Origin of the sequence: Nonomuraea sp. NPDC049750 (assembly GCF_040659625.1) — a bacterium.
Taxonomy (GTDB): domain Bacteria; phylum Actinomycetota; class Actinomycetes; order Streptosporangiales; family Streptosporangiaceae; genus Nonomuraea.
Genome location: NZ_JBFANB010000001.1, coordinates 846,114 through 866,154 on the forward strand (window position 1 = coordinate 846,114; position 20,041 = coordinate 866,154).

At 68.5% G+C, this 20,041-nt stretch carries 27 protein-coding genes and 1 tRNA gene; 11 read left to right on the forward strand and 17 right to left on the reverse strand.

The genetic code is table 11. The annotated features are described in order from the left end of the window. Positions 1–60 precede the first annotated feature (60 nt). Positions 61–285 (reverse strand): hypothetical protein, encoded by a 225-nt coding sequence (locus AB0J16_RS04080; RefSeq protein WP_357655252.1) that lies wholly within the window; start codon positions 283–285, stop codon positions 61–63. A gap of 129 nt (positions 286–414) precedes the next feature. Next, a complete protein-coding gene (gene upp / locus AB0J16_RS04085) occupies positions 415–1,053 on the reverse strand; it encodes a uracil phosphoribosyltransferase (RefSeq protein WP_358534429.1) in 639 nt (212 codons plus the stop codon). A gap of 140 nt (positions 1,054–1,193) precedes the next feature. Here upp and AB0J16_RS04090 point away from each other — a divergent pair, with 140 nt between their 5' ends. The 5 genes from AB0J16_RS04090 to AB0J16_RS04110 all read left to right on the forward strand — a co-directional run bounded on the left by AB0J16_RS04090 (position 1,194) and on the right by AB0J16_RS04110 (position 3,382). Next, the gene (locus AB0J16_RS04090; RefSeq protein WP_357655246.1) at positions 1,194–1,703 is read left to right on the forward strand and encodes a tRNA adenosine deaminase-associated protein; all 510 of its coding nucleotides are present in this window, start codon (positions 1,194–1,196) and stop codon (positions 1,701–1,703) included. Between the two features lie 16 nt (positions 1,704–1,719). Beyond that, the gene (locus AB0J16_RS04095; protein ID WP_358534431.1) at positions 1,720–2,196 is read left to right on the forward strand and encodes a tRNA adenosine deaminase-associated protein; all 477 of its coding nucleotides are present in this window, start codon (positions 1,720–1,722) and stop codon (positions 2,194–2,196) included. After that, on the forward strand, positions 2,193–2,648 hold the full coding sequence (tadA, locus tag AB0J16_RS04100) for a tRNA adenosine(34) deaminase TadA (RefSeq protein ID WP_357938069.1): 456 nt from the start codon (positions 2,193–2,195) through the stop codon (positions 2,646–2,648). Before AB0J16_RS04095 ends, tadA begins: the two co-directional genes overlap by 4 nt. Positions 2,649–2,658: 10 nt before the next feature. After that, a tRNA-Ser gene (locus AB0J16_RS04105) sits at positions 2,659–2,748 on the forward strand. A gap of 67 nt (positions 2,749–2,815) precedes the next feature. Then, entirely contained in the window at positions 2,816–3,382 is a 567-nt protein-coding gene (locus AB0J16_RS04110) for a hypothetical protein (RefSeq protein WP_358534433.1), read from the forward strand. A 9-nt stretch (positions 3,383–3,391) separates the two neighbouring features. Here AB0J16_RS04110 and AB0J16_RS04115 read toward each other — a convergent pair whose 3' ends face one another. Next, positions 3,392–4,276, reverse strand: a complete 885-nt coding sequence (locus AB0J16_RS04115) for a GNAT family N-acetyltransferase (protein ID WP_358534435.1) — start codon at positions 4,274–4,276, stop codon at positions 3,392–3,394. A gap of 164 nt (positions 4,277–4,440) precedes the next feature. On the opposite strand from AB0J16_RS04115, the gene AB0J16_RS04120 reads away from it, so the two are divergent. Both AB0J16_RS04120 and AB0J16_RS04125 read left to right on the forward strand, forming a co-directional pair. Continuing rightward, positions 4,441–4,938, forward strand: a complete 498-nt coding sequence (locus AB0J16_RS04120) for a SigE family RNA polymerase sigma factor (RefSeq protein WP_358534437.1) — start codon at positions 4,441–4,443, stop codon at positions 4,936–4,938. Beyond that, on the forward strand, positions 4,935–6,032 hold the full coding sequence (locus AB0J16_RS04125) for a CU044_5270 family protein (protein ID WP_358534439.1): 1,098 nt from the start codon (positions 4,935–4,937) through the stop codon (positions 6,030–6,032). The genes AB0J16_RS04120 and AB0J16_RS04125 overlap by 4 nt, the downstream gene beginning before the upstream one ends. Before the next feature lie 90 nt (positions 6,033–6,122). On the opposite strand, the gene AB0J16_RS04130 is transcribed toward AB0J16_RS04125, so the two are convergent. From AB0J16_RS04130 to AB0J16_RS04150, 5 genes are all read right to left on the reverse strand, one after another. Continuing rightward, a complete protein-coding gene (locus tag AB0J16_RS04130; RefSeq protein ID WP_358534441.1) occupies positions 6,123–7,208 on the reverse strand; it encodes an ABC transporter substrate-binding protein in 1,086 nt (361 codons plus the stop codon). 8 nt (positions 7,209–7,216) lie between these two features. Next, entirely contained in the window at positions 7,217–7,630 is a 414-nt protein-coding gene (locus AB0J16_RS04135) for a TIGR03668 family PPOX class F420-dependent oxidoreductase (RefSeq protein ID WP_358534443.1), read from the reverse strand. 64 nt (positions 7,631–7,694) lie between these two features. After that, the gene (locus AB0J16_RS04140) at positions 7,695–8,144 is read right to left on the reverse strand and encodes a VOC family protein (protein ID WP_358534445.1); all 450 of its coding nucleotides are present in this window, start codon (positions 8,142–8,144) and stop codon (positions 7,695–7,697) included. A gap of 36 nt (positions 8,145–8,180) precedes the next feature. Beyond that, a complete protein-coding gene (locus AB0J16_RS04145; protein WP_357937951.1) occupies positions 8,181–8,477 on the reverse strand; it encodes a type II toxin-antitoxin system VapB family antitoxin in 297 nt (98 codons plus the stop codon). A gap of 48 nt (positions 8,478–8,525) precedes the next feature. Beyond that, positions 8,526–9,368, reverse strand: a complete 843-nt coding sequence (locus tag AB0J16_RS04150; protein ID WP_358534447.1) for a neutral zinc metallopeptidase — start codon at positions 9,366–9,368, stop codon at positions 8,526–8,528. Positions 9,369–9,510: 142 nt separating this feature from the next. Here AB0J16_RS04150 and AB0J16_RS04155 point away from each other — a divergent pair, with 142 nt between their 5' ends. From AB0J16_RS04155 to AB0J16_RS04165, 3 genes are all read left to right on the forward strand, one after another. After that, on the forward strand, positions 9,511–10,152 hold the full coding sequence (locus AB0J16_RS04155; RefSeq protein ID WP_358534449.1) for a LysE family translocator: 642 nt from the start codon (positions 9,511–9,513) through the stop codon (positions 10,150–10,152). A 124-nt stretch (positions 10,153–10,276) separates the two neighbouring features. Next, complete coding sequence (locus tag AB0J16_RS04160; RefSeq protein WP_358534451.1) at positions 10,277–10,900, forward strand: RNA polymerase sigma factor; 624 nt, start codon at positions 10,277–10,279, stop codon at positions 10,898–10,900. Next, positions 10,897–11,796, forward strand: a complete 900-nt coding sequence (locus AB0J16_RS04165; RefSeq protein ID WP_358534453.1) for a CU044_5270 family protein — start codon at positions 10,897–10,899, stop codon at positions 11,794–11,796. The genes AB0J16_RS04160 and AB0J16_RS04165 overlap by 4 nt, the downstream gene beginning before the upstream one ends. On the opposite strand, the gene AB0J16_RS04170 is transcribed toward AB0J16_RS04165, so the two are convergent. The 8 genes from AB0J16_RS04170 to AB0J16_RS04205 form a co-directional block, all read right to left on the reverse strand. Then, a complete protein-coding gene (locus AB0J16_RS04170) occupies positions 11,797–12,555 on the reverse strand; it encodes a MauE/DoxX family redox-associated membrane protein (RefSeq protein ID WP_358534455.1) in 759 nt (252 codons plus the stop codon). A 9-nt stretch (positions 12,556–12,564) separates the two neighbouring features. Further along, positions 12,565–13,164, reverse strand: coding sequence for a cell wall protein (locus AB0J16_RS04175; RefSeq protein ID WP_357655210.1), 600 nt, complete (start codon positions 13,162–13,164; stop codon positions 12,565–12,567). A 10-nt stretch (positions 13,165–13,174) separates the two neighbouring features. After that, positions 13,175–13,627 (reverse strand): hypothetical protein, encoded by a 453-nt coding sequence (locus AB0J16_RS04180; RefSeq protein ID WP_358534457.1) that lies wholly within the window; start codon positions 13,625–13,627, stop codon positions 13,175–13,177. A 212-nt stretch (positions 13,628–13,839) separates the two neighbouring features. Then, positions 13,840–14,811 (reverse strand): RNA polymerase sigma factor SigJ, encoded by a 972-nt coding sequence (gene sigJ / locus AB0J16_RS04185; protein ID WP_358534459.1) that lies wholly within the window; start codon positions 14,809–14,811, stop codon positions 13,840–13,842. 83 nt (positions 14,812–14,894) lie between these two features. Next, positions 14,895–15,638: an SDR family oxidoreductase gene (locus AB0J16_RS04190; RefSeq protein ID WP_358534461.1), complete on the reverse strand. Its 744-nt coding sequence runs from the start codon at positions 15,636–15,638 to the stop codon at positions 14,895–14,897. Between the two features lie 137 nt (positions 15,639–15,775). Next, positions 15,776–16,021: a DUF6289 family protein gene (locus AB0J16_RS04195; protein WP_358534463.1), complete on the reverse strand. Its 246-nt coding sequence runs from the start codon at positions 16,019–16,021 to the stop codon at positions 15,776–15,778. 235 nt (positions 16,022–16,256) lie between these two features. Further along, positions 16,257–16,490: a DUF6289 family protein gene (locus tag AB0J16_RS04200; protein ID WP_358534465.1), complete on the reverse strand. Its 234-nt coding sequence runs from the start codon at positions 16,488–16,490 to the stop codon at positions 16,257–16,259. 378 nt (positions 16,491–16,868) lie between these two features. Further along, positions 16,869–18,122 carry an MFS transporter gene (locus AB0J16_RS04205; RefSeq protein WP_358534467.1) on the reverse strand — a complete coding sequence of 418 codons (1,254 nt, stop codon included), beginning with the start codon at positions 18,120–18,122 and terminating at the stop codon, positions 16,869–16,871. Between the two features lie 132 nt (positions 18,123–18,254). Here AB0J16_RS04205 and AB0J16_RS04210 point away from each other — a divergent pair, with 132 nt between their 5' ends. Continuing rightward, positions 18,255–19,187: a LysR family transcriptional regulator gene (locus AB0J16_RS04210; protein ID WP_358534469.1), complete on the forward strand. Its 933-nt coding sequence runs from the start codon at positions 18,255–18,257 to the stop codon at positions 19,185–19,187. Here the strand turns inward: AB0J16_RS04210 and AB0J16_RS04215 are convergent, their stop codons facing one another. Continuing rightward, positions 19,188–20,009, reverse strand: coding sequence for an alpha/beta hydrolase (locus tag AB0J16_RS04215; protein ID WP_358534471.1), 822 nt, complete (start codon positions 20,007–20,009; stop codon positions 19,188–19,190). Positions 20,010–20,041: the final 32 nt, after the last annotated feature.

Below are 20,041 nucleotides of genomic sequence, written 5' to 3' on the forward strand. Positions count from 1 at the left end.
CTACATTACCCACCCCAATGCCGGGGTAAAGGTAACTTGACGGGATAGTTTTGATCTTGCTTAGCCGCGTTCGCTGGCCACGAGAGCCAGGACGTGAAGGTGCTTGCGCGCGATCCGCTCGACGAGACTCGGATGGGCGTAGCCCGTGACCTCCAGCGCGCCGTAGTGCGCCGCTTCGACGCACCGCGTTACGGTGATCGCGGAGTGGATGCCGGCGAACTCCTCGCGGAGTGCCGTCTCCACGTCCGCGTACGGACTTGGCTCCGCCTCGGTGTGGTCGCTCACGACAACACCTCGGTAGCCGGAAAAACGCTCATCGCTGCTCCCCACCACGCGCGTGCGGAAGTTGCCTTCCCCTCACCTCATACCCACGAGACAACAGTATGTAACGAAGTGAGTGCGCAGCGTGACGAGTCAGACCACCCCGTACAAACGATCTCCGGCGTCACCCAGGCCTGGAACGATGTAACCGTTCTCGTTCAGCCGCTCGTCGAGGGCGGCGGTCACGACCCGGATCGGCTTGCCGGAGTTGGCGAACACCTTGTCCATGTACGCCAGCCCTTCGGGCGCCGCGAGCAGGCAGATCGCCGTGACGTCCACCGCCCCGCGGTCGAACAGGAACCGCACGGCCGCGGCCAGTGTGCCGCCGGTGGCCAGCATGGGGTCGACCACGTAGCACTGGCGCCCGGACAGGTCATCGGGCAGCCGGGTGGCGTAGGTCTCGGCCTGCAGCGTCGACTCGTTGCGGATCATGCCCAGGAAACCGACCTCGGCCGTGGGCAGCAGCCTGGTCATGCCGTCGAGCATGCCGAGACCCGCCCGCAGGATCGGTACGACCAGCGGATAGGGCTTGGCCAGCCGCACTCCATGGGCCTCGGCGACCGGCGTCCGCACGCTCACGTCCACGACCCGCACATCGCGCGTCGCCTCGTACGCCAGCAGCGTCACCAGCTCGTCCGCGAGCCGGCGGAACGTCGGCGAGTCCGTCCGGACATCGCGCAGCGTGGTGAGCTTGTGCGCTACGAGAGGATGGTCGACGACGAGGGTTTCCATAAGGGACAACGCTATCTTGTGTGCAACGAACCGGCACGTCGCGTCATGGGTTTTGATCACAATTTGGTCGGAGGAGCCCACGGGGGGTGGCCGGGTCTGGAACGATTGGATCCCGTAGTGACCACGTCGTGGGGTGGACGATGACAGAAGAAGATGCGCTCGACTTCGCCATCGTGGTCTATCGCGAGGACGAATGCTGGGACGCCGGCCTGCTGCCGGTCGCGCTGACGTCCGATCTGCATGGGCTGATCAAGGCGCTGCGCCAGCAGCCGAGCGAGAGTGGCACGATCGGCCTGGTCGCCGTGGGCGACGAGTTCTTCGTGGCGCTGCGCGTCCTGGGTGATCGCGTCGATGTGTTCCTGTCCGACATCGCCGCCTCCTGGGACTTCCCGCTGGCCGAGCAGGTCCTCGACTACCTCGACGTGCCGATCCCCGACGAGGAGGAGCTCGACGAGATCCTCCAGGACGAGGACACGGTGCTCCCGGCCGGCGATCTGTCCATCTTCGCGGACCTGGGACTCGACGAGATGGAGCTGGGCATACTCTCCGGCGACATCGAACTCCTCCCGGAAGACGTACTCTCCAGCATCGCCGCGCGACTCGGCTTCTCCGAGCCGTTCGAGCGGGCCATCGAATCGGTCTTCGGCTGACCCCTGGAGCACGGACATGGCGTCCAACACCTTCTCTGCGGCCTTCGTCAAGATCTCCGGCGGTTGGAGCGGCGCCGAGGTCGATCTCGGTGACGCCGAGATCGTCGACGACTTCGGCGACGCGGTGACCGAGGCCCTCGGCCTGTCCGGCGACGAGCTCGCCCTGCTCTGCGTCGAGGTGGAGGACGAGTGGTTCGCCATCGTCCGCTACCGCGGTGACGACGAGCCGCGGGTCTTCCTCTCCGACGCGCACGCCATCATGTCGGACACACTCGGCGAGCTGTTCGCGGAGTTCGCCGGCGTGGCGCCCGACAAGGACGGCAACGGGCTGGGCGTCAAGCCGTCCGGCGACTTCGACCTGCTCAGCGACCTGGGCGTGAGCTCGGAAGAGCTGCTGGAGCTGAGCATGGAAGAAGGCGTGCTGCCAGCCGACATCCTCTCGGTGATCGCCGAGCGGCTGTCCTTCGCCGACGAGCTCGACCGGTTGCGGTGAACCACGCCGACGCGATGCGCCTGGCCCTGTCCGAGGCCGCCGCGGCCGGTGCCCGGGGCGAGGTCCCCGTCGGCGCGGTCGTGCTCGGTCCGGGGGGCGAGGTGCTCGCGTCCGCCGGCAATTCCCGCGAGTCCTCCGCCGATCCGACCGCCCACGCGGAGGTGCTGGCGCTCCAGCAGGCCGCCCGGTCGCTCGGCGGGTGGCGGCTGAGCGGCTGCACGCTCGTGGTCACGCTGGAGCCGTGCACGATGTGCGCGGGGGCGGCGGTGCTGGCCCGGGTCGACCGCATCGTGTACGGGGCCGTCGACGAGAAGGCCGGGGCCGTGGGGTCACTGTGGGACGTGGTCCGCGACCGCAGGCTCAACCACCGCCCCGAGGTCGTCATGGGTGTGCTGGGCGAGGAGTGCGCCGCGGTACTAAAGGAGTTCTTCGGCACTCGGCGGATCCGGTAAGCTCGTCGACGGTGGTGTCGCCTAGTGGCCGAGGGCGCACGCCTCGAAAGCGTGTGATGGGGCAACTCATCCGTGGGTTCAAATCCCACCACCACCGCCACCTATCGGGCCTCTGACCTGTCTGACCGGGTCAGGGGCCTTTTGCTGTGCGAGGACGGCCAAGGGCCGTGTGCGTACCAGCCGGACGAGACGGCCACCCCAAGACCGGGTCGCGCCAGGCGACCCACATTCGCCAGGCTGACTGCCCGCCCGGCACCACGGTCCCTGCCTCCGACCCCGCCCCGTCGGGTCCCCGCCTGCCCGGCCGCTCCGCGCCGCCCGCCGACCGGCGCCCGTACGCCCACCGGGCCCGCGACCTGGGCCGGCCGATCATGTCGACGGTGACGGACGGCCGGCCCGTGTCCGTGCCCGCGCGTGCCTTCTCGCCCACTTCCATCGGGTACGAGCTGGACCTGCCGGCCGGCGTGGCGGCCGTGCCAGGGCCGGTCTGCCTGACCTTCCACCGGCACGATCCCGGCATGCGGTGGCAGGAGAACGTCGTGCTGCTCGGCACCGCCACCGCCCAAGGCGACGACCGGCTCAGCGTCGCGATCGAGCGCGCGCTGCCCGACTGGCGCCTGCCCGAGGACCGCCGCCTGCGGACCCGTTGCTTTCTCCGCCACGGCAAACAGCTGAGGCGCCGGCTCCAGACCGAGGCCGCCCGCCGCGCTCAGCGGGTGCCGAACGTCCGCTGACGCGCGGGGTCAGTCCACCGGTTCGTAACGGGCCCGGCGGGCGATCACCTCGAATCCGAGGCCGCGGAAGAGGGCGGCCGAGGCCGGGTTGTTGACGTTGACGTCCAGGAAGACCTCCGTCGTGTCCCGTGTACGCATGCGGCCGAGCGCGGCGACCGCCAGTGCCCGCGCGAGCCCGCGCCGCCGCCACCCGGGCACGGCGCCGACCTGGATCAGGAAGCCTTCCGCGCACGCCACGAAGCCGGCGGTCCCGCCCGTTCCGCGTGCCACCAGCGAACACTCGGGCAGGAACTCGTCGTCGACCAGCCAGTCCACCCACTCCTCCCGCGACCAGCCGGGGAAGCCGGGACGGTCGGCGAAGGACGCGGAGTAGGCCTCGTAGAAGGCCCCTTCGGTGTCCCGCGACCATTCCAGGACCTCCAGTTCCAGCTCCAGCTCTGGCTCCGGCCCCGGCGGCAGCGGTCGGCTCAGGTCGCGGCGGTAGACGTCCTCGGCGAACGTCTGCCGGAGCCCGCGCGAGAGAAACAGCGCGTGGGCCTCCGGGGTCACCGACTCGCTCTCCAGCCGGACCGGCCGCGCCTCCCCGATCAGCCGGACCGGCCGCGCCTCCCCGATCAGCCGGTCCAGCAGGCCCGACCCCAGCCCTTGCCCCCGATGCCCCGGGTCGACCAGACCGGTCGCCGCCGACGCGTCACCCACGGGGCGCACGGCCCCGCAGGCCACCAGGCGGCCGTCGGCGAACGCGCCCACCGCCGTCCCCGCCGCGTACCTGCGCTCCAGGAAGGACAGGGACGCGGTCGCCTGGAGCCCGCCGTCGTGCGCCACGCACCGCCGCGCGAGATCGGCGATCGCCGGCATGTCGGCGGGGGACAGCGCGGTCCACTTAAGGGCCACCGTCGGCTCCTCTCAGGTGCAGGTGACGGAGTATGTCTTCTTGTCGGGGGACATGACGTGGGCACCCTGCTCCCCATGTACGTCGGCGGCCCCGGCCGGTACTAGCGTGGAAACAATTCTGGCCTTCTGCCAACCTTTTTCCGGCACCTCCGCGTTGAGGCCATGTGAGTGATCCAACGGAAGACGCCGCGTACGCCGCCTTCGCCGAGGCGGCCTGGAACCGGCACATGGCCGTCGCCATTCTGCTCACCGGCGACCGCCACCGGGGCGAGGAACTGCTTCAGGACTGCCTGGTGCGGCTGTACGTGCGGTGGCGACGTGTAGGTCCCACCGATCCGCACGCCTATCTGCGCCGCATGCTGGTCAATGGAAACGTCAGCTGGTGGCGGCGACGTCAACGGGAACTGCCCACTGCCGACCCGCCTGATCACGCCGATCCTCGGTCCGGGCCGTACGAGCCGCACGAGGATTTACGCCGCGCGCTGCTCTCCCTGCCGCGCAGGCAGCGCGCCATCGTCGTGCTCCGGCACTACGAGGACTTGACGGAGAAAGCGGTCGCGGCGTCCCTCGGCTGCACGGTCGGCACAGTCAAGAGTCAGCACTCCAGAGCGATGGCGCGGCTGCGCACTGCTCTGCGGGACAACCAGGAGGCAGCGCGATGAACGATGATCATGAAGAGTTCGCACAGGCGTTGCGGACTCTCGCTCAGCGTGAACCGGTCACGCCCGCGCCGGTGTCGGCTCTGGTACGCCGGGGACGCCGGGCCAGGCGGACCCGTGCCGTGGTGGGCGCCATCGCCGGAACGGCCCTTGCCTCGGCAGCCGTTGTCGTGGTTCTGGGCAGCGGCGGAGTCGTCCCGGCCGGCCTGCCCTCGGTTGCCAGTGCGCCGCCCTCCGGGGAGGGTTCACGGTCCTCGCATTCCCCCCGTACACAATCCCTGGACGCTCGGTCCGTCCTGCTGGCCGCAGCCGAGACCGCCGCCCGCGAGCCGGCCACGTCGGGCCCCTACTGGTACACCCGTCAACGCACCTCCCAGCCGGCGTATTACTTCGGGAAGAAACTCAAAAAGCCGCAACGGCAGAAGATCCCCTTCTCGGCGACCGTGGCGAGTACCCAGGACAGCTGGTACGCGAGCGACAAAGGCGCGCCCAGCCGAACCGTGACGGGTCAGGACCCGAAGGTCGCCTTCGCTACCTCGGCGGACGAGGCGAGGTGGAAGCGGCTGGGCTCGCCCGCCCTGGCCGATGAGAAGCCGTCGACCAACGACTACGACATGGAACTCCATTTTCCGATCGGCAACCACAACTTCACAGTCCGGCAACTGCTCAAGCTGCCGACCAGCAAGGACAGGCTGGAGAGCCGGTTGCGGCGGCTGTTCGACGAGGAGTCCGCAAGCGACTGGTGGCCCGCCAAGCCGGAGTTCACCGAATACGTGTGGTCGGCGGCGCAGGACCTGCTGGCTGGTCCGATCAGCCCTGGGACTCGCTCCGCCCTCTACCGGCTGCTTGCCGAGCAGCCCGCGATCAAGTCGCTGGGAGAGGTCACCGATTCGCTGGGGCGCACCGGGGTCGCCCTGGCGCGGACCTCAGCAGGGAATGGGGACGCTGCGGGGGAGGCTCGATTGATCGTGGACGACGAGACGGCGGAGTTGCTCTGCTACGAGTTCCGCGAACAAGGGCAATCGACACCGAAACTGCAGGTCACCTATGAGGACATGGGCTGGGCTGAGGCCTTGGGTGAGCGGCCGCAGAGCTGACTTCCGGCTGAGGCCTTGCCGAGCGAGGACTTTGCTACGGCGGGATCTTGGGTGGCGGGAGCTTGACGTCACGATGGCAGGGCCTCGACGTCACAATGGCGGGGTGGCAGGGCCGCGCAGCCTTGATGTCACGATGGCGGGGCCTTCGGCGCCCCATCTGGTGAGTGCCGTCTGGTGCCCGATCTGGGCGCCTGTGCGGGGATCCACGTTGAAGGCGCCGAACATGGTGGTCGTCTCCAGTGCTACGGCGGTATCCCACAGCGCCTCACGTGTGGTGCCGGCCGCCTGCCGGGCACAGTGTGTCGCGATCGCGGCAGCGGCCGCGGCCTGGGCTGCTGGATAGTCGGGGAGTGACCCGGAGCGTTTCCGGTAGGCGCTCAGGAAGTCGTCCTCGCTCATGGACAACTCGACATGACCGCCGCTCCCCGGGAACCACTGCCCGACACCGTAGATGCCCAGGGGCTCCTCGACGGCCTGGCCGAACTCGCGAACGCCCGCGGCCACGGCGCAGACGGTCCGCGGAGGCGTCGGCAGTGATCTGGCCGACGTGACCGCTTCCACATCTTCCTCGAACGAGCCGGCGCAGAAGAGATCCCAACCCTCCTCGCAGGAGTCGGCGCAGAAGAGGTCCCAGTCCTCTCCGAGCGAGCCGGTGTAGCCCTCCGGTGTGCTCGGGCGGCGGCGGATGGTGGGTATCCCGAGGGCGCGCGCCAGGCGCTCGGCGCCGTCGGCGACCTGACGGCCGAAACGGCCCTTGCCGGGGACGATCAGGAGCGGGTGGGGATCCTCGCGGGCGGCGAGGTGCCGGACGAAGGGCTCCGCGTAGCGGCTCGTCGGCGTCGGCACGGACACGACGTGGCCCGGGTGGGCGGTTTCCACGTCATCGCCTGATCCGCCGTGGTTCCAGATCAGGCGATCCAGGGTCGCGGCGACGGTTCCCGCTCTTCGCATGAGGATGGTCGAGTAGGGGCCGAGCAGGAGGTCGCACTCCGCCGACAACCTGGGGAGGAGGGCGGCCAGCCGGTCGGGATCGCTGCCGTCGTCCTCGATGAGCAGGTCTGCCGCGCCGGTTGTGGACCGCCAGATGTCCAGGGCGAGTCCGGCCTGCCTGCCGAATCTCGCGTACTCGCCTGACAGGGACAGGCAGGCGCCGAGCCGAAGGCGGCCGTCGGACATCGTCCCTCCTACTCGTCGTAGGCCCAGCCGCTCCACCGTTCGACGGTGATCGCGATCACCGGGCCGGCGGGGCGTCGCTCCGCGTATTGGTCGTAGCGTGCGGCCAGCCGGTCGAGCCACTGGCCGCGCGTGGTGTCGTCGTCGACGAGCGCGGCCGTGCCGTCGGCTCGGGCCCACCACAGGCGCCGCCAGTCGTCGGCGTAGTGGTCGACCAGGACGCACACCCGGTTGTCGCTCGCGATGTTCCGAAGCCTGCGGAGGTCTGTCGTCCGCTTCGGTTTGTCGTCCACGGCGAAGGCGATCATGTCGCCCGCCACCGCGAAGACGATGGGCACCAGGTGCGGCGCCCCTTGCTTGTCCACGGTGGCCAACCTGGCGCTGCGTGCTGCCAGGAACTTCGCTCGCGCCACGGCCTCGTCCATCGCACCAACTCTCAGCCGACCTCTGAGCCGAACGGCCTCTCAGATGACCCTCTGAGACGGCCCCTCAGACGACGTCGAACTCATTGCCCTCCGGGTCCGTCATCGCCACCGCGTAGTGGTCCATCCCGGGCTCGGCGAGCACACGTACGACCGAGGCGCCCGCGCTGACCAGCCGCGCCACCTCGGCATCGACGCGCTCTCTGCGGATCGCCAGCGGGACCTCCTCCCGCTTGCCGCCCACCTTGATGTCGAGGTGGAAGCGGTTCTTAACCACCTTGCCCTCAGGCACCTGCTGGAACCAGATACGCGGGCCCCCGCCCTCCGGATCGACGATGCTGTCGCAGCAGTCTCCGTCGCCGAGCTCCTCTTCCGGCACGCCGATGCTCAGCCAGTAGTCTCGCCAGGTGTCGAAATTGCCCGGCGGCTCCTCCAGCTCATAACGCAAGCCGTCAGCCCAGAAGCGCGCCAGCCGTCCGGGGTCAGCGCAGTCGATCACCAGCTGAAAAAAGATCATGGAGGCATCCTGCCGGACAGGTCCGACATTTGTCCGTCAGCGGGGCATCTCCAGGACTCGGGCGTGCAGGATCGATCGCTGGTGCAGGGCCGCCCGGAGCGCCCGGTGCAACCCGTCCTCCAGGTAGAGCTCGCCCTCCCACTGAACCACATGCGGGAAGAGGTCGCCGTAGAACGTGGAGTCGGCGGCGAGCAGGGAATGCAGGTCCAGCATGGCCTTCGTGGTGATCAACGAGTCGAGCCGGACCTGCCGTGGGGGGATCTGCGCCCACTCTCTGGGCGTCAGACCATGGTCGGGATAAGGACGGCCGTCACCGACGAGCTTAAAGATCACCCCAACGATTTTAGGAGAGAATCCGATTACTCGTGTTCTACGCCGCCGTTATACAAGATCGGCCTGCGCGCATTTGGCCGGGTCGCCGATCTTGTAACCGCGATTCAGGGCGTTGACGCGTTGCTCGGAGCTACCGTGCGTGAACGACTCCGGGTCGATCCTGCCCTGCGTACGCTGCTGGATCCGGTCGTCGCCGACAGCCGCCGCCGCGTCGAGCGCCTCGGCCATCTCCGCGGTGGTGAACGGCTTTTCGTAGAAGCCGGTCTCGACGGCGTGCTTGGCCCACACACCCGCGTAGCAGTCGGCCTGCAACTCCGTCGCCACCGAGTTGCCTTGGGAGAGCTCGCCTAGGAGGTCCTGGGCGTGATGCCCGTACTCGTGGGCGATTACATATGCCTGTGCGAATGGGCCGCCTTTTGCGCCGAATTGGCTTTGCAACTGGTCGAAGAAGCTCAGGTCCAGGTAAACGCGCTGGTCGCCGGGGCAGTAGAAGGGGCCGACCGCCGAACTGGCCGCGCCGCAGGCGGTGCGCAGGCTGCCGGAGTACAGGACGGTCTTCGCCGGGCGATAGTCGGAAATCTTGGTCTTCCAGTAGTCCTGGATGCTGTTGACCACGCCGACGACCCGGCATTTCTCCGACTGGTCGGCGTCCTTGCCGGTACGGCACTGCTGCGACAGGTTCGAGGACGGCTGCCGCTGCTGCGCCGGCTGGTCGGTTCCGCCGCTCAGGTTGTTCAGGACGAAGACTATGACGAGCACGATCAGGCTGACGATTCCGCCGCCACCGATGACCATGCCGCCCGGGAACCCGCCACCGCCCCCGCCACCGCCACTACCGCCAACGTCCTCCACCTGTGAGGAATCGAGGTTGGCGTCGTCCCTGAAGTCCATCGCTGAGGTCCCTTCTCGGGTGCTGCTCGGATGACAGCTTCCCGAAAGGGGCGTATAGATGCCACCGGTGAACCTCTCATACCCGTGCGCTTACGCAGAGTATTCACGGGTAGCCGGGCGCAATGTCCGCTAATCTGCCCATATGACGGGTAGTCTGCTGGGAATCGCGTTGGTGTCGCTGGGCATGGTTCTCACCCCCGGGCCGAACATGATCTATCTGGTGTCGCGCTCCATCACCCAGGGCCGCCGGGCCGGCCTGATCTCCCTCATCGGGGTGGCGCTCGGGTTCACCGTCTATCTGACGGCCACCTGCCTGGGCCTGACGGCGATCTTCGCGTACGTACCCGCCGCCTACACCGTGCTCAAGCTCGCCGGCGCCGCCTACCTGCTCTGGCTGGCCTGGAACGCCGTCAAGCCCGGCGGCACCTCCGCCTTCGAGCCGCGCGAGCTGGCGATCGAGCCGCCGCGCAAGCTCTTCGCCATGGGCCTGCTCACCTGCCTGCTGAACCCGAAGATCGCGATCCTGTACCTCTCGCTGCTGCCGCAGTTCATTGACCCGGCCATGGGGCACGTGCTGCTGCAGAGCCTCGCGCTCGGCTCGGTCCAGATCCTCATCGGCACCCTGGTCAACGCCCTGATCGCGGTGTCGGCGGGCACGCTGGCCGCCTTCCTGGCGGGCCGCCCGCTCTGGCTGCGGATCCAGCGGTACCTCATGGGCACCGTGCTCGCCGGCATCGCCGTCCACCTCATCGCCGATCGCTCCAAGGCCCTGGCACCGGCATAGGCGCCCGTCGCCTCAAGCCGTCGGCCTCAGCCGCGCGGCTTGGCTCGGTGGGCGATATTTCGGGAACCGCGTGGCCTCCTGGTGGCAATTTCTCGTGTCATGACAGACACCCGAGAGGCACGAGATGCGACACGAGAGCCGGACGGGCACACCACCCTGGCCCGAGGCCGTGGAGACGGCCGACGATGCCGCGGTGATCGCCCGATCCCGGCATGAGCCCGAACACTTCACCACGCTGTTCACCCGTCACGCCCCGGCGCTGAAGCACTACGTCATCAGGCGGCTGGGCCCGGATCCGGCCGAGGACATCGTGGCGGAGACGTTCGCGCGGGCGTTCCAGCACCGGGAGAAGTACGACCTGACGCGCGCCGACGCGCGGCCATGGCTGTACGGCATCGCCACGAATCTCATCGGGCGCCACCGGCGTCACGAGATCAGCCTGTATCGGGCACTGAGCCGCACGGGGGTGGACTCGGTGACCGAATCGTTCACGGACGAGGTCGATCAGCGGGTGGCCGCCGACGGTGTGCGACGCCGCCTGGCGGGCGCCTTGGCCGGGCTCCCTCGGGGGCACCGCGACACGTTGCTGCTGGTGACGTGGGCGGAGCTCACGTACGAGCAGGCTGCTCAGGCGCTGGGTGTTCCGGTGGGAACGGTGCGTTCGCGGGTGAATCGGGCTCGAAGCAAGCTACGGCGGGTGCTCGGTGGCATCGACCCAACCGACGCGAACGAAGGAATTAACCGATGAACGAGCTCGAACTCCTCAACGGGTTGCGCGATGAGGTTCCGCGACGGCCCGATGCGCGAGCCGAGGAGCAGCGGCTGCTCGCCGTGATCCAGGGCCGCTCCCCGGCGCCTCGCAAGTGGCCGGCGCTCCGCCCGCGCTGGGGCCTTGCCCTGGTCGCCTGTGGTGTGGCCGCCGCCGCGGTGACCGTGACCCAACTCGGCGGCGCCGAGCAGCCGGTCAAGGTGCGGCAGCCCGACCCGATCGGGTTGCTGGAGAACGCGGCCCTTGTCGCCGCGCGTACCAAGGCCGTCGAGATCCGCTCCGACCAGTGGTTCTACGTCAAAGAGTCACAGCACATGGGTGGCGACCTCCCGGACTTCGAGCACTGGAGCCGGATGGACGGGGCGAAGGACGCCGTACGGGTCAAGGGCAAGCTGAAGATCGGAAACGGAGAGAAGGGGCCCTCGAACCCGGGCAAGACCGCACAGGAACTGGAGGCTCTGCCCGCCGACGCCGACGAGCTGCTCGCGCACTTCCGCGGGCTCAAGGAGGAGCGGTATCCGATGTCCATCTGCCAGCCCGCCTGCCCGGAAGGCTCGCTCCCGGACGTCAATGCCTTCGGGGCGATCGGGTGGTATCTGAAGTTCGGGCCGATGATCCCGCCGGAGAAGGCGGCGGCGATGTACCGGGCCCTGGCGAAGATCCCGAACGTCACCGTCCAGGAGAACATCTCGGACGGTGACGGTCGCAAGGGGATAGGCGTCGTCCTGGACCTGGGCGAGGCGGGCAAGGGCACGTACATCCTCGACCCGGAGGACTACCACTACATGGGCATCAAGGTCGAGCAGGCCGGCGAGACCAGCTCCATGTCCGTACTGGGCTCGGGGATCGTCGATCAGCCCGGTCAGACGCCCTGATCAGGTGAGCGCGACGCGGACGGTCGTCGGGTCGGCTCCGGCAAGAGGGATGGAGAAGACGGCCGTCCGCTCGCGCGCCCCGTACACCACGAACCGCAGGCCGTCCTCGTCCCACACGTCCTGAACGTCCGAGGTGAGCTGCGCGGACGCCGAGCAGTACGCGGGGCTGAGGTAGAGCAGGTGCAGCGAGACCTCCAGCGGGATCTCACCCGGTGAGCGTACGGCCAGCGGCCGGCGGAGCCGTACGAGGAGCTGGCGCAGTGGGCTCAGCCAGAGGCGGTCCAGCTCCGCCGAGAGGCCCAGCAGAGCGACGACCTCCACCAGGCCCAGTGCGACGAGCGGGGGATCCAGCGGGTACGGCCCCGCCCAGATCGCCGCGACGCCCGCGACGCACAGCAGCCCGGCGCGGGCGAAGGCGCGCACGTCCACGGGCTGGGAGTGCGCGCCCAGGCAGCCGCACGACGACGTGGGCGCGGCCGCGTACGCATAGGCGAGATAGGCGAGGAACCCCGCCGAGAGCACGGCGGCGGCCGCGCCCTCCTCAGGGGTGGCGGGCGGCAGCAGCAGCGCGGCCGCCACCGCGAGCTCCACCACCCCGACGAGGCGGAGCGTGGGGACCGCGCGCGCCGAGCCGACCAGCCGGGCCAGTGCGGTCCGTCCGGCTTCCGCCCGCATTCGACGGCTGAACAGTTTCATCAGGGCCGCCCAGACGAGGAAGAGGGCGATCACGTACGGCTGAAGCGCGGCGATCCCTTGCATGTGTCGCTCCTAGTGGGGGGAGAAGACGGTGGCGATGTCGACCTCGTTGGTGTCCGGTCGCCACGCGCCGAGGATCTGCACGTGCTGGCTCACCCGCAGCATCGACAGGTCCGCGGACGGCGGTGACTCGGAGTGGACGGCGACCGACTTGCCCGACACGACGTGGCAGAGGACCTCTTGGCCGTTGTGGTCGAGGTGGATCTTGTCGCTGGTGATGTTCTTGATGTGGCCCTTGATGTTGACGATGTTGAGCCACACCGACTCGGCGGCGAGCACCCCGTCGGGCATCCGCACGCCTCGGGCGTACAGGCCGTCACCCGGCTTGGCCTGGTCGAAGGGGACGGGCCCCAGCTTCCAGAGGCTCGTGCCGTCCACGACCCGGATGTTGTGGAAGACCATGTTCGAGCCCAGGACGAGGAGCGTGTTGTCCTTGATGGAGCGGATCCGGCCCTCGGCGAAGTTGGGGTCGACGGTGCCGGGCTCCACTTCGGGCGCCCTGGCCGTGGCGAACGCCGCCTCGGGGCCGAGCGAGCCGAGCGCGGTCGCGGCGACCACGCTGGCCCCGCCCCCGAGCAGGGCGGACTTGAGCATTTGCCGTCTACTGGTCATCGTCAGCTCCCTAGGGGGTCGAGATCTCGCAGGGCCTCAGGCCGGCGGAGAGGCTGGCGATCTTGCTGTAGGCGGCCGGGGTGAGGTCGATCAGGCGGTTGCCGGCGCAGGTCGCGCCGCAGCAGCTCTTCTCACCGCAGAACAGGTCCGTCTGGGGGCCGCAGTCGGCGATGGCGGTGACGACGCTGGTACCGCTGCACAGCGCCGTGATCTTGTGCTGGAACCCGCAGGTCCGCCGGGAGAGGCTGACGCCGCAGGTGTCGGGGTGGGTGATGGCCAAGCAGGCGTCGGAGGTGTTGGGCCAGGCGTGCTGGAGGCTGCCCGAGTTGCAGGTGCCGCAGGCTCCCTTGCCGGTGGTGCTGCACGGTCCCCAGGCTGTGCCGCAGCAGAACCAGGAGACCTCTCCTTGGACGGAGGCGTACAAGTCGATGGGTGGGGGGTCAGTGGGCTGGCGGCGCACCATGCGCGTCCTCCTTGGGGTGGGCTCTGCAGGGGGTCCCCCGATGAGGCGGTGAAACTTTCCGACTTGATCCATCAAAACATGTAAGAATTTTTCGTCAATGCCCAATTTGTCCCGACGCGCCCAGCCCGCCGCGTTCCACCGCGCTTGCGACTCGCCCGGATCTACGGCGCTTACCGGGATCTACGGCGCTCGGCACTCGCTCGGACGCGAGATCAGTTCTTCTCCGGCAGTCGCGCCACATCAGATACCGGTCCGAGGTGTCCGAGCTTGTCGGGATTGGCCACCGAGTGGATCGCCTGGACCACGCCGTCGGCGATGTCGAGTTCGACCACGCTGGCCACGCGCCCTTCGGCGTCGTACATCACAGCGCCGGGCCGGTCGTTGACCCAGGCCGGCCGGAAGGAGACGCCGAGCATCTGGACCCGGCGGAAGCCGCCGACGAGCAGCTGCGCGACGCGCCGGGGCTCGGTCGCGGGCTTGCCGATCGCCTGCGCCTTGCCGCCACCGTCCCCGATGAACACGACGTCGGGCGCGAGCATGCCGAGCAGCGCGTCCATGTCGCCGCCCGCGGCGGCCTCGAAGAACCTGCGGGCGAGCTTCTCGCCTTCCGCCCGCCGCGCCGGGGGCGGCACGCTCTCGCGCGACGCCGGGGGCGGCGCGCTGTCGCGCCCGCGCCTCCCGGCGGCGATGCGCTGCCTGGCGCGGGTGAAGATCTGCCGGCAGTTCACCTCGGTCTTGCCGGTCACCTTGGCCACGTCCGGGTAGCCGTACCCGAACACCTCGCGCAGCATGAACACCGCCCGCTCCACCGGCGAAAGGGACTCCAGTAGCACGAGGAACGCCATTGACAGCGAGTCGGCCAGCTCGACGTGCTCGACCGGCCCCGGCCCATCGGCGGTCACGACGACCGGCTCGGGCAGCCACTCCCCGACGTACGTCTCCCGCCGTACCCGCGCCGACCTCAGGTAGTCGATGCCCAGCCGCGTCACCGTCGTCGTCAGGTACGCCTTCAGGTCGGCGATCGTGGTTCCGGCCTGGTGCGCCCGGGTCAGGCCGAGGAACGCGTCCTGCACGATGTCCTCGGCGTCGCCCACCGACCCGGTCATCCCGTAGGCGATGGAGAACAGCAGCGGCCGGTACGCGACCGCGCCCGTCTCATCCGCTGATCCAGGCACTCGGCTCATTTCCTTGGCCTTCTCCTACGTGGACACCTCCGCACGACGTCCAGCAGGTTATCCGAGGGCCGTCCATCACAGTTGCGCGGCGATCACCAGGCGATGGGGCCGAGGCGATCGACGAAGATCCCGGTCGGCCCGTCGGCGTCGATCGTCGCGAGTCTCACGATCGAGTCGGTGCCCTCGGTGACCGTCAGCTGCCCGGTGTGATGGTTCATGTCGGTGGCGGCGAATGTGCGATTGATGACTTCTCCGGGAGTGGCCATGTTGAACTTGATCTCTGGGAGGGCTTGGGCGTACCGGACGGTGATCATGTTCAGCGCCGCTTTCGACGAGCTGTAGGCGAGCTCGTGGAACTTCGAGGAGGGCTGCTCCGGGTCGGTCTGGACCGCGAAGGAACCGACAGCACTGGAGACCATCACCACCCGCGGATGATCGGCCGCCCGCAGCAAGGGCAGGAACGCCTGCGTGACCCTGATCGGGCCGTACACGTTGGTGTCGTAGACGGAGTGAATCTCGTCGACCGTCGCGTCGGCCGGCGCGATGGCCCTTCCTGGCGCGCCGGCGTTGTTGATCAGCACATCCAGCCGATCGGTGTGCTCCCGGACGAGCCGTACGGCGGCGGTGACCGACTCGTCCGAGGTCACGTCCAGGGGGACCATGACGACGTTCGCGCCACCGCCGATGAGCTTGTCGGCGGCTGCCCGCCCGCGGCCTTCATCACGCGAGCCGAGAAAGATTGTCCAACCCTGCTCGCCGAGCCGCCGGGCCGCCTCGAGGCCGAGTCCCTTGTTGGCACCAGTGATCAATACCGAGGTCTGTTCCGCGTTTGTCATGCCCTCTAAGACGGCATGCCCTGCTTGGCTGTGACACATTGTGAGCGAGCTCACAACGCGGGCTGGTGCCGGCGTCTCTTCGCCGGGACGGAAATCCGGCGGGGCCGCCGGTGCGCGCCCCCGCCGGAGGTCTTCGCTCAGTTGCAGGGGCTCGAGGTCCATTCGCTGTAGCGGCTGATGGTGCCCCAGCTCGAGACCTCACCGTCACAGAATTCCGTCTTGGCTCCGACCACGTTGGTGTGCGCGGCGTCGGAGTAGTACGCCGTGTTGCACTCGTAGCCGGCCGGGCAGCGGAAACCCAGCGTGCCGGCTTGTGCGGTGGTCGGTATGACAGCGAGGGCGGCGGCGGCCAAGGTGGCAATGCCGAGTACGCGACGGATCATGAATCGTCCTTCCTGAATGCGGGAAAGCGGATGGGACCCGGCAGAGTTGCCGGGAAACGGCTCATAGGTCCGCGACGCCCTGGCCTGCACGGGACCGGTCGGGAGGGCGACGAGGGCGGCGGTGGCCAGGCTAGGGCGATGAGGCGCGACAGATCATGAACGATCCTTCGTCAGCACGAAGGCGGAGTCTCGGCGGGATCAATGGAAACGAACTGCCCGGCGTTTCCCGTTCCGCTCAGCAGGGGCCCCGATAGTAGTCCGAGTAGTTGCTGCGCACACCCCAGACGTACAGGGTGCCGTCGCAGAGTTCCTCTCTCAGTCCGATCTGGGTGGAGTGGGTGGCGTCGGAGTAGTAGGTGGTGATGCAGAGGTAGTTTTCCGGGCAGGCTGAGGCCTGCGCGGAGCCGGCGGGGAGGGCGACGAGGGCAGTGGTGGCCAGGGCTGCTGCGACCAGTGCGCGACGGATCATGAATCGTCCTTCCTGAGCACGAAACGGTGTGGGACTCACCCCCCTGGGCGGCGACACAACCCATGATCGAAATGATCCGTCTCGTCCGAAGGAAACGCAACACTTACAGACATGGATGACGATCTGTAGAAGGACAGGTGCATTCGCGTCCCGTGCCATGACGTGTCGTTATTATCGGACCATTGATGGTGCGTATCAGCGTGCTCACCTGGTGTTATGTCCGCTGTTCGCGCCGCCGCAGCTGCGCTGTTCAAATAATTCGGACGCGCCCCAAGTCGGGTTTTGATTTATGGATCGGGTAAGGCTGCCAGCCGGTTGTCGCGTTCAGAAAATTTTCCGTCGGTGATACCGGGTTTACGCATTCGTGGATCGGAAATTTCAGCCGCCCGATGGCCGCGCGTTCGCCCGCTCAAGGTCGCGGACAAGTTCAGGGCCCTGGCGGTGGGGCAGCAGCAGTGGGCCGGCGAGGATGAGCAACCCCGCGATCGTGATGGCCGTACGCGGGCTGGTGGCGTCGGCGAGCAGGCCGCCGAGCGCGCTCAAGATGGCGATGGCGCCGCTGCTGCTGATCGACCAGGCCGACAGGGTGCGGGCGGTGCGGTCTGGGGGAGTGTGTTCGAGCCGGTAGGTGGCGAGTACCGGGTTGTACAGGCTCATGCTGATGATGATGGCGAGCTCGACCGCCATCACGATCGCGAGGCCGGCGACGCCGGGACGGACGAAGGCCAGGCCGATCAGCCAGACCGCGCGCAGCGTGCCGATCGTACGGAGGATCCGGTGTTGGCCGTACCGCGCCACGACGCGGCGGGCAAGGCGTGAGCCGATGAGTCCGCCGACGCAGGGGGCGGCGAAGGCGAGGGCGTACTCCCAGGGGGAGAACCCGAGCTCACGGAGCAGGAGCACGGCCAGTAGCGGCTCGGTGGCCATGATCAGTCCGCTGACGAGCAGGTGGTTGAGATAGAACGCCCGCAGGCCGGGGTGGGTCAGGATGTGCCGAAAGCCGTCGAGCAGCTCGCCGGCCCGGGCCCGGCTCCTGTCCGTGCGTCGCGGGGGTTCTTCTCGGCCGCGAATGGCGCTGATCCCCAGTGCGGACAGCAGGTAGCTGAGCGCATCGGCCACCACGGTGGTCACCGGCCCGAACAGGCCGATCGCCGCCCCGCCCAGCGGCGGCCCGACCGCGATCGAGCTCCACGTCGTCGACTCGAACCGCGCGTTGGCCACGAGCAGATCATCCGGCCGTACGAGGGCTCTGAGGTAGGAACCGCTGGCCGCGTTGAAGGCGATCTTGGCTGCGGCTGTCACCGTCGAAACAACCAGCAGCTGTACGAAACTGAGCCGGTTGAAAGCGTAGGCGACCGGGATCGTCATCATGGCCGCGAACCGGGCCAGGTCCATCGCGATCATGATCGGCCGCTTGCGCCGAAACTCCACCCACGGTCCGAGCGGCAACGCGATCAGCGCACCCACCGCCGGCCCCACAGCCGAGAGCGCGGACACCTGAGCGGGACCGGCATGCAATACCAGCACGGCTATCAGGGGTAATGCCCCGAATCCCAAGCCGGAGCCGTAGGCGCTGACCGCGTACGCCGCCCACAGCCAGCCGAACCGCCGGCCCAAGGATCGTCTGGCCACCAAGCTCCGCATCTCCCCGCTCCGAACAACTTGCCGCTGACCGCTCCGATCAAAGCAAGGCCGAGAAGGCGGATCAAACAACGGGACTGGTGGCAAGTCACAACCATTTGTTGTGGGAGTAGCGTGTCGTGCGTGGATCTCAACGCCGTACGCACCTTCGTCGCCGTCGCGGACGCAGGCCAGTTCCAGGAAGCGGCCGCAGAGCTGTCGATCACCCAGCAGGCCGTCTCCAAGCGCGTCGCCACGCTGGAGAAAGACCTCGGTGTGCGCTTGTTCACCCGTACGGCGCGCGGAGCCCAGCTCACTGTCGATGGCCAGGCATTCCTGCCCCACGCCCGTGAACTCCTCCGGGTGGAGGAGCGGGCCGACGCGTCCGTACGTCCTGGTCGGCGTGCGCTACGCGTCGACGTCGTCAACCGGCGGGTCGCGGCCGGGGTGCTGCTGCAGGACTTCTACCGTACGCATCCCGAGATCGAGCTTGATGTCGTGACCTTGAAGGGCGACGTCGAGGCCGCGATAGCCGCTGTCGAGGCTGGGACGATCGACGCCACGTTCCACGCCGTCACGGTTCCCGCGCGACATCTGCAAGGCCTGATCAAGACCGCCCGAGTGATCGACGAGCCGCACCAACTACTCGTCGGACCCCGCCACGCGCTCGCCAAAGCTCACGCTGTCACGCCCGCGCAACTTGCCGGGCACCGAATCTGGATGCCCGGCATGGCCCCGGAAACCGAATGGGCCGGCTACTACGACGAACTCGCCGCCGCGTTCGGTCTCACGATCGACATGGTCGGGCCCAGCTTCGGAATCGAGGCGCTGCTGGCCGAGATCGCGGACTCCTCCGAACTGGCGACCCTTGTCGGCGAAGGCTCGCGGTATCTGTGGCCGGACAGCTACGACCTGCGGCGCATACCGGTACGTGACCCGGCGCCGCTCTACCCGATGTCACTGATCTGGCGCGACGACAACCCGCATCCCGCGCTCGTCGAACTCCGCGACTACCTCGACTCCAGGCGAGTGGACGTACCCGACACCGAGGTCTGGTTGCCCAAATGGGGACAGTGATCAGCTGGCTCGCGCGGCGAACGCCAGGAGGAGTGCGGCGGTTCGCGGCGGATCCTCGAGCATGGGTGAGTGCCCGAGTCCGGGCAGCAACTCGACCGTCGCGCCCGGAACGGCGCGGTAGTCGGCGGCGGATGAGGATCGCCATCTCCGGTCGTCCTCGCCGAAGATCACCAGCAGCGGCTTGCCGAGGGGCGCCAGCCGCTCCGGGAGCGCCCGCTGCTCCAGGTACTCGCGGATGCCCTGCATCGTCGCGGTGAGCGTGTGGTACGTCATCGCGCGTACCTCGTTCAGGAGCTCTTGGGGGATCTGGTAGCCCGCGCGGCTGAAACCGGTGCTCGCGAACTGGCGGAGTTGCTTGTCGGTCGGCGGCCACTGCGAGGGCGCGATCGCGGCGGACTCCGAGGCGATGAAGGCGCCCAGGCTGGGCCCGGTGTTGATGAGCGCGAGAGCGGTCACCAGGTCGGGCCGCTGTTCGGTGAGGGCGGTGGCGACCGCGCCGCCGCTGGAATGGCCGACGACGGTGGCGTGCTCGACGCCGAGCCGGTCCAGTGCCGCGCCCACCCGGCGTCCCTGCTCCGGGGTCGCGTAGCTGCGGTCGGCCGGTTTGCCTGACCGGCCGTGGCCGAGCAGGTCGATGCGGATGACGCGATGGGACGTGGTCAGCAGCGGAACCAGCGTGTCCCATGAGCGGGTCGAGGACGCGGATCCGTGGATGAGCAGGAGCACGGGGGCGTCGTCGGGCCCGTCCTGGCACACGTAGATATCGTCGTCGTTCAGGGACACTGTCTCGGCGTGGCCCTTCATGCCGTCAGAAATGGTCATAAGGCCACTGTCGCCGCCGGTAACCGCCGGCG

Coding starts and splice junctions, on each gene's coding strand:
- AB0J16_RS04195 (WP_358534463.1), bottom strand. CDS start 16,021: ATGATCCGTCGCGTACTCGGCATTGCCACCTTGGCCGCCGCCGCCCTC.
- AB0J16_RS04190 (WP_358534461.1), bottom strand. CDS start 15,638: ATGACAAACGCGGAACAGACCTCGGTATTGATCACTGGTGCCAACAAG.
- AB0J16_RS04155 (WP_358534449.1), top strand. CDS start 9,511: ATGACGGGTAGTCTGCTGGGAATCGCGTTGGTGTCGCTGGGCATGGTT.
- AB0J16_RS04180 (WP_358534457.1), bottom strand. CDS start 13,627: ATGGTGCGCCGCCAGCCCACTGACCCCCCACCCATCGACTTGTACGCC.
- AB0J16_RS04130 (WP_358534441.1), bottom strand. CDS start 7,208: ATGTCCGACGGCCGCCTTCGGCTCGGCGCCTGCCTGTCCCTGTCAGGC.
- AB0J16_RS04170 (WP_358534455.1), bottom strand. CDS start 12,555: ATGCAAGGGATCGCCGCGCTTCAGCCGTACGTGATCGCCCTCTTCCTC.
- AB0J16_RS04215 (WP_358534471.1), bottom strand. CDS start 20,009: ATGACCATTTCTGACGGCATGAAGGGCCACGCCGAGACAGTGTCCCTG.
- AB0J16_RS04175 (WP_357655210.1), bottom strand. CDS start 13,164: ATGACCAGTAGACGGCAAATGCTCAAGTCCGCCCTGCTCGGGGGCGGG.
- AB0J16_RS04165 (WP_358534453.1), top strand. CDS start 10,897: ATGAACGAGCTCGAACTCCTCAACGGGTTGCGCGATGAGGTTCCGCGA.
- AB0J16_RS04140 (WP_358534445.1), bottom strand. CDS start 8,144: ATGATCTTTTTTCAGCTGGTGATCGACTGCGCTGACCCCGGACGGCTG.
- AB0J16_RS04150 (WP_358534447.1), bottom strand. CDS start 9,368: ATGGACTTCAGGGACGACGCCAACCTCGATTCCTCACAGGTGGAGGAC.
- AB0J16_RS04135 (WP_358534443.1), bottom strand. CDS start 7,630: ATGGACGAGGCCGTGGCGCGAGCGAAGTTCCTGGCAGCACGCAGCGCC.
- AB0J16_RS04090 (WP_357655246.1), top strand. CDS start 1,194: ATGACAGAAGAAGATGCGCTCGACTTCGCCATCGTGGTCTATCGCGAG.
- sigJ (WP_358534459.1), bottom strand. CDS start 14,811: ATGAGCCGAGTGCCTGGATCAGCGGATGAGACGGGCGCGGTCGCGTAC.
- AB0J16_RS04095 (WP_358534431.1), top strand. CDS start 1,720: ATGGCGTCCAACACCTTCTCTGCGGCCTTCGTCAAGATCTCCGGCGGT.
- upp (WP_358534429.1), bottom strand. CDS start 1,053: ATGGAAACCCTCGTCGTCGACCATCCTCTCGTAGCGCACAAGCTCACC.
- AB0J16_RS04160 (WP_358534451.1), top strand. CDS start 10,277: ATGCGACACGAGAGCCGGACGGGCACACCACCCTGGCCCGAGGCCGTG.
- AB0J16_RS04125 (WP_358534439.1), top strand. CDS start 4,935: ATGAACGATGATCATGAAGAGTTCGCACAGGCGTTGCGGACTCTCGCT.
- AB0J16_RS04200 (WP_358534465.1), bottom strand. CDS start 16,490: ATGATCCGTCGCGCACTGGTCGCAGCAGCCCTGGCCACCACTGCCCTC.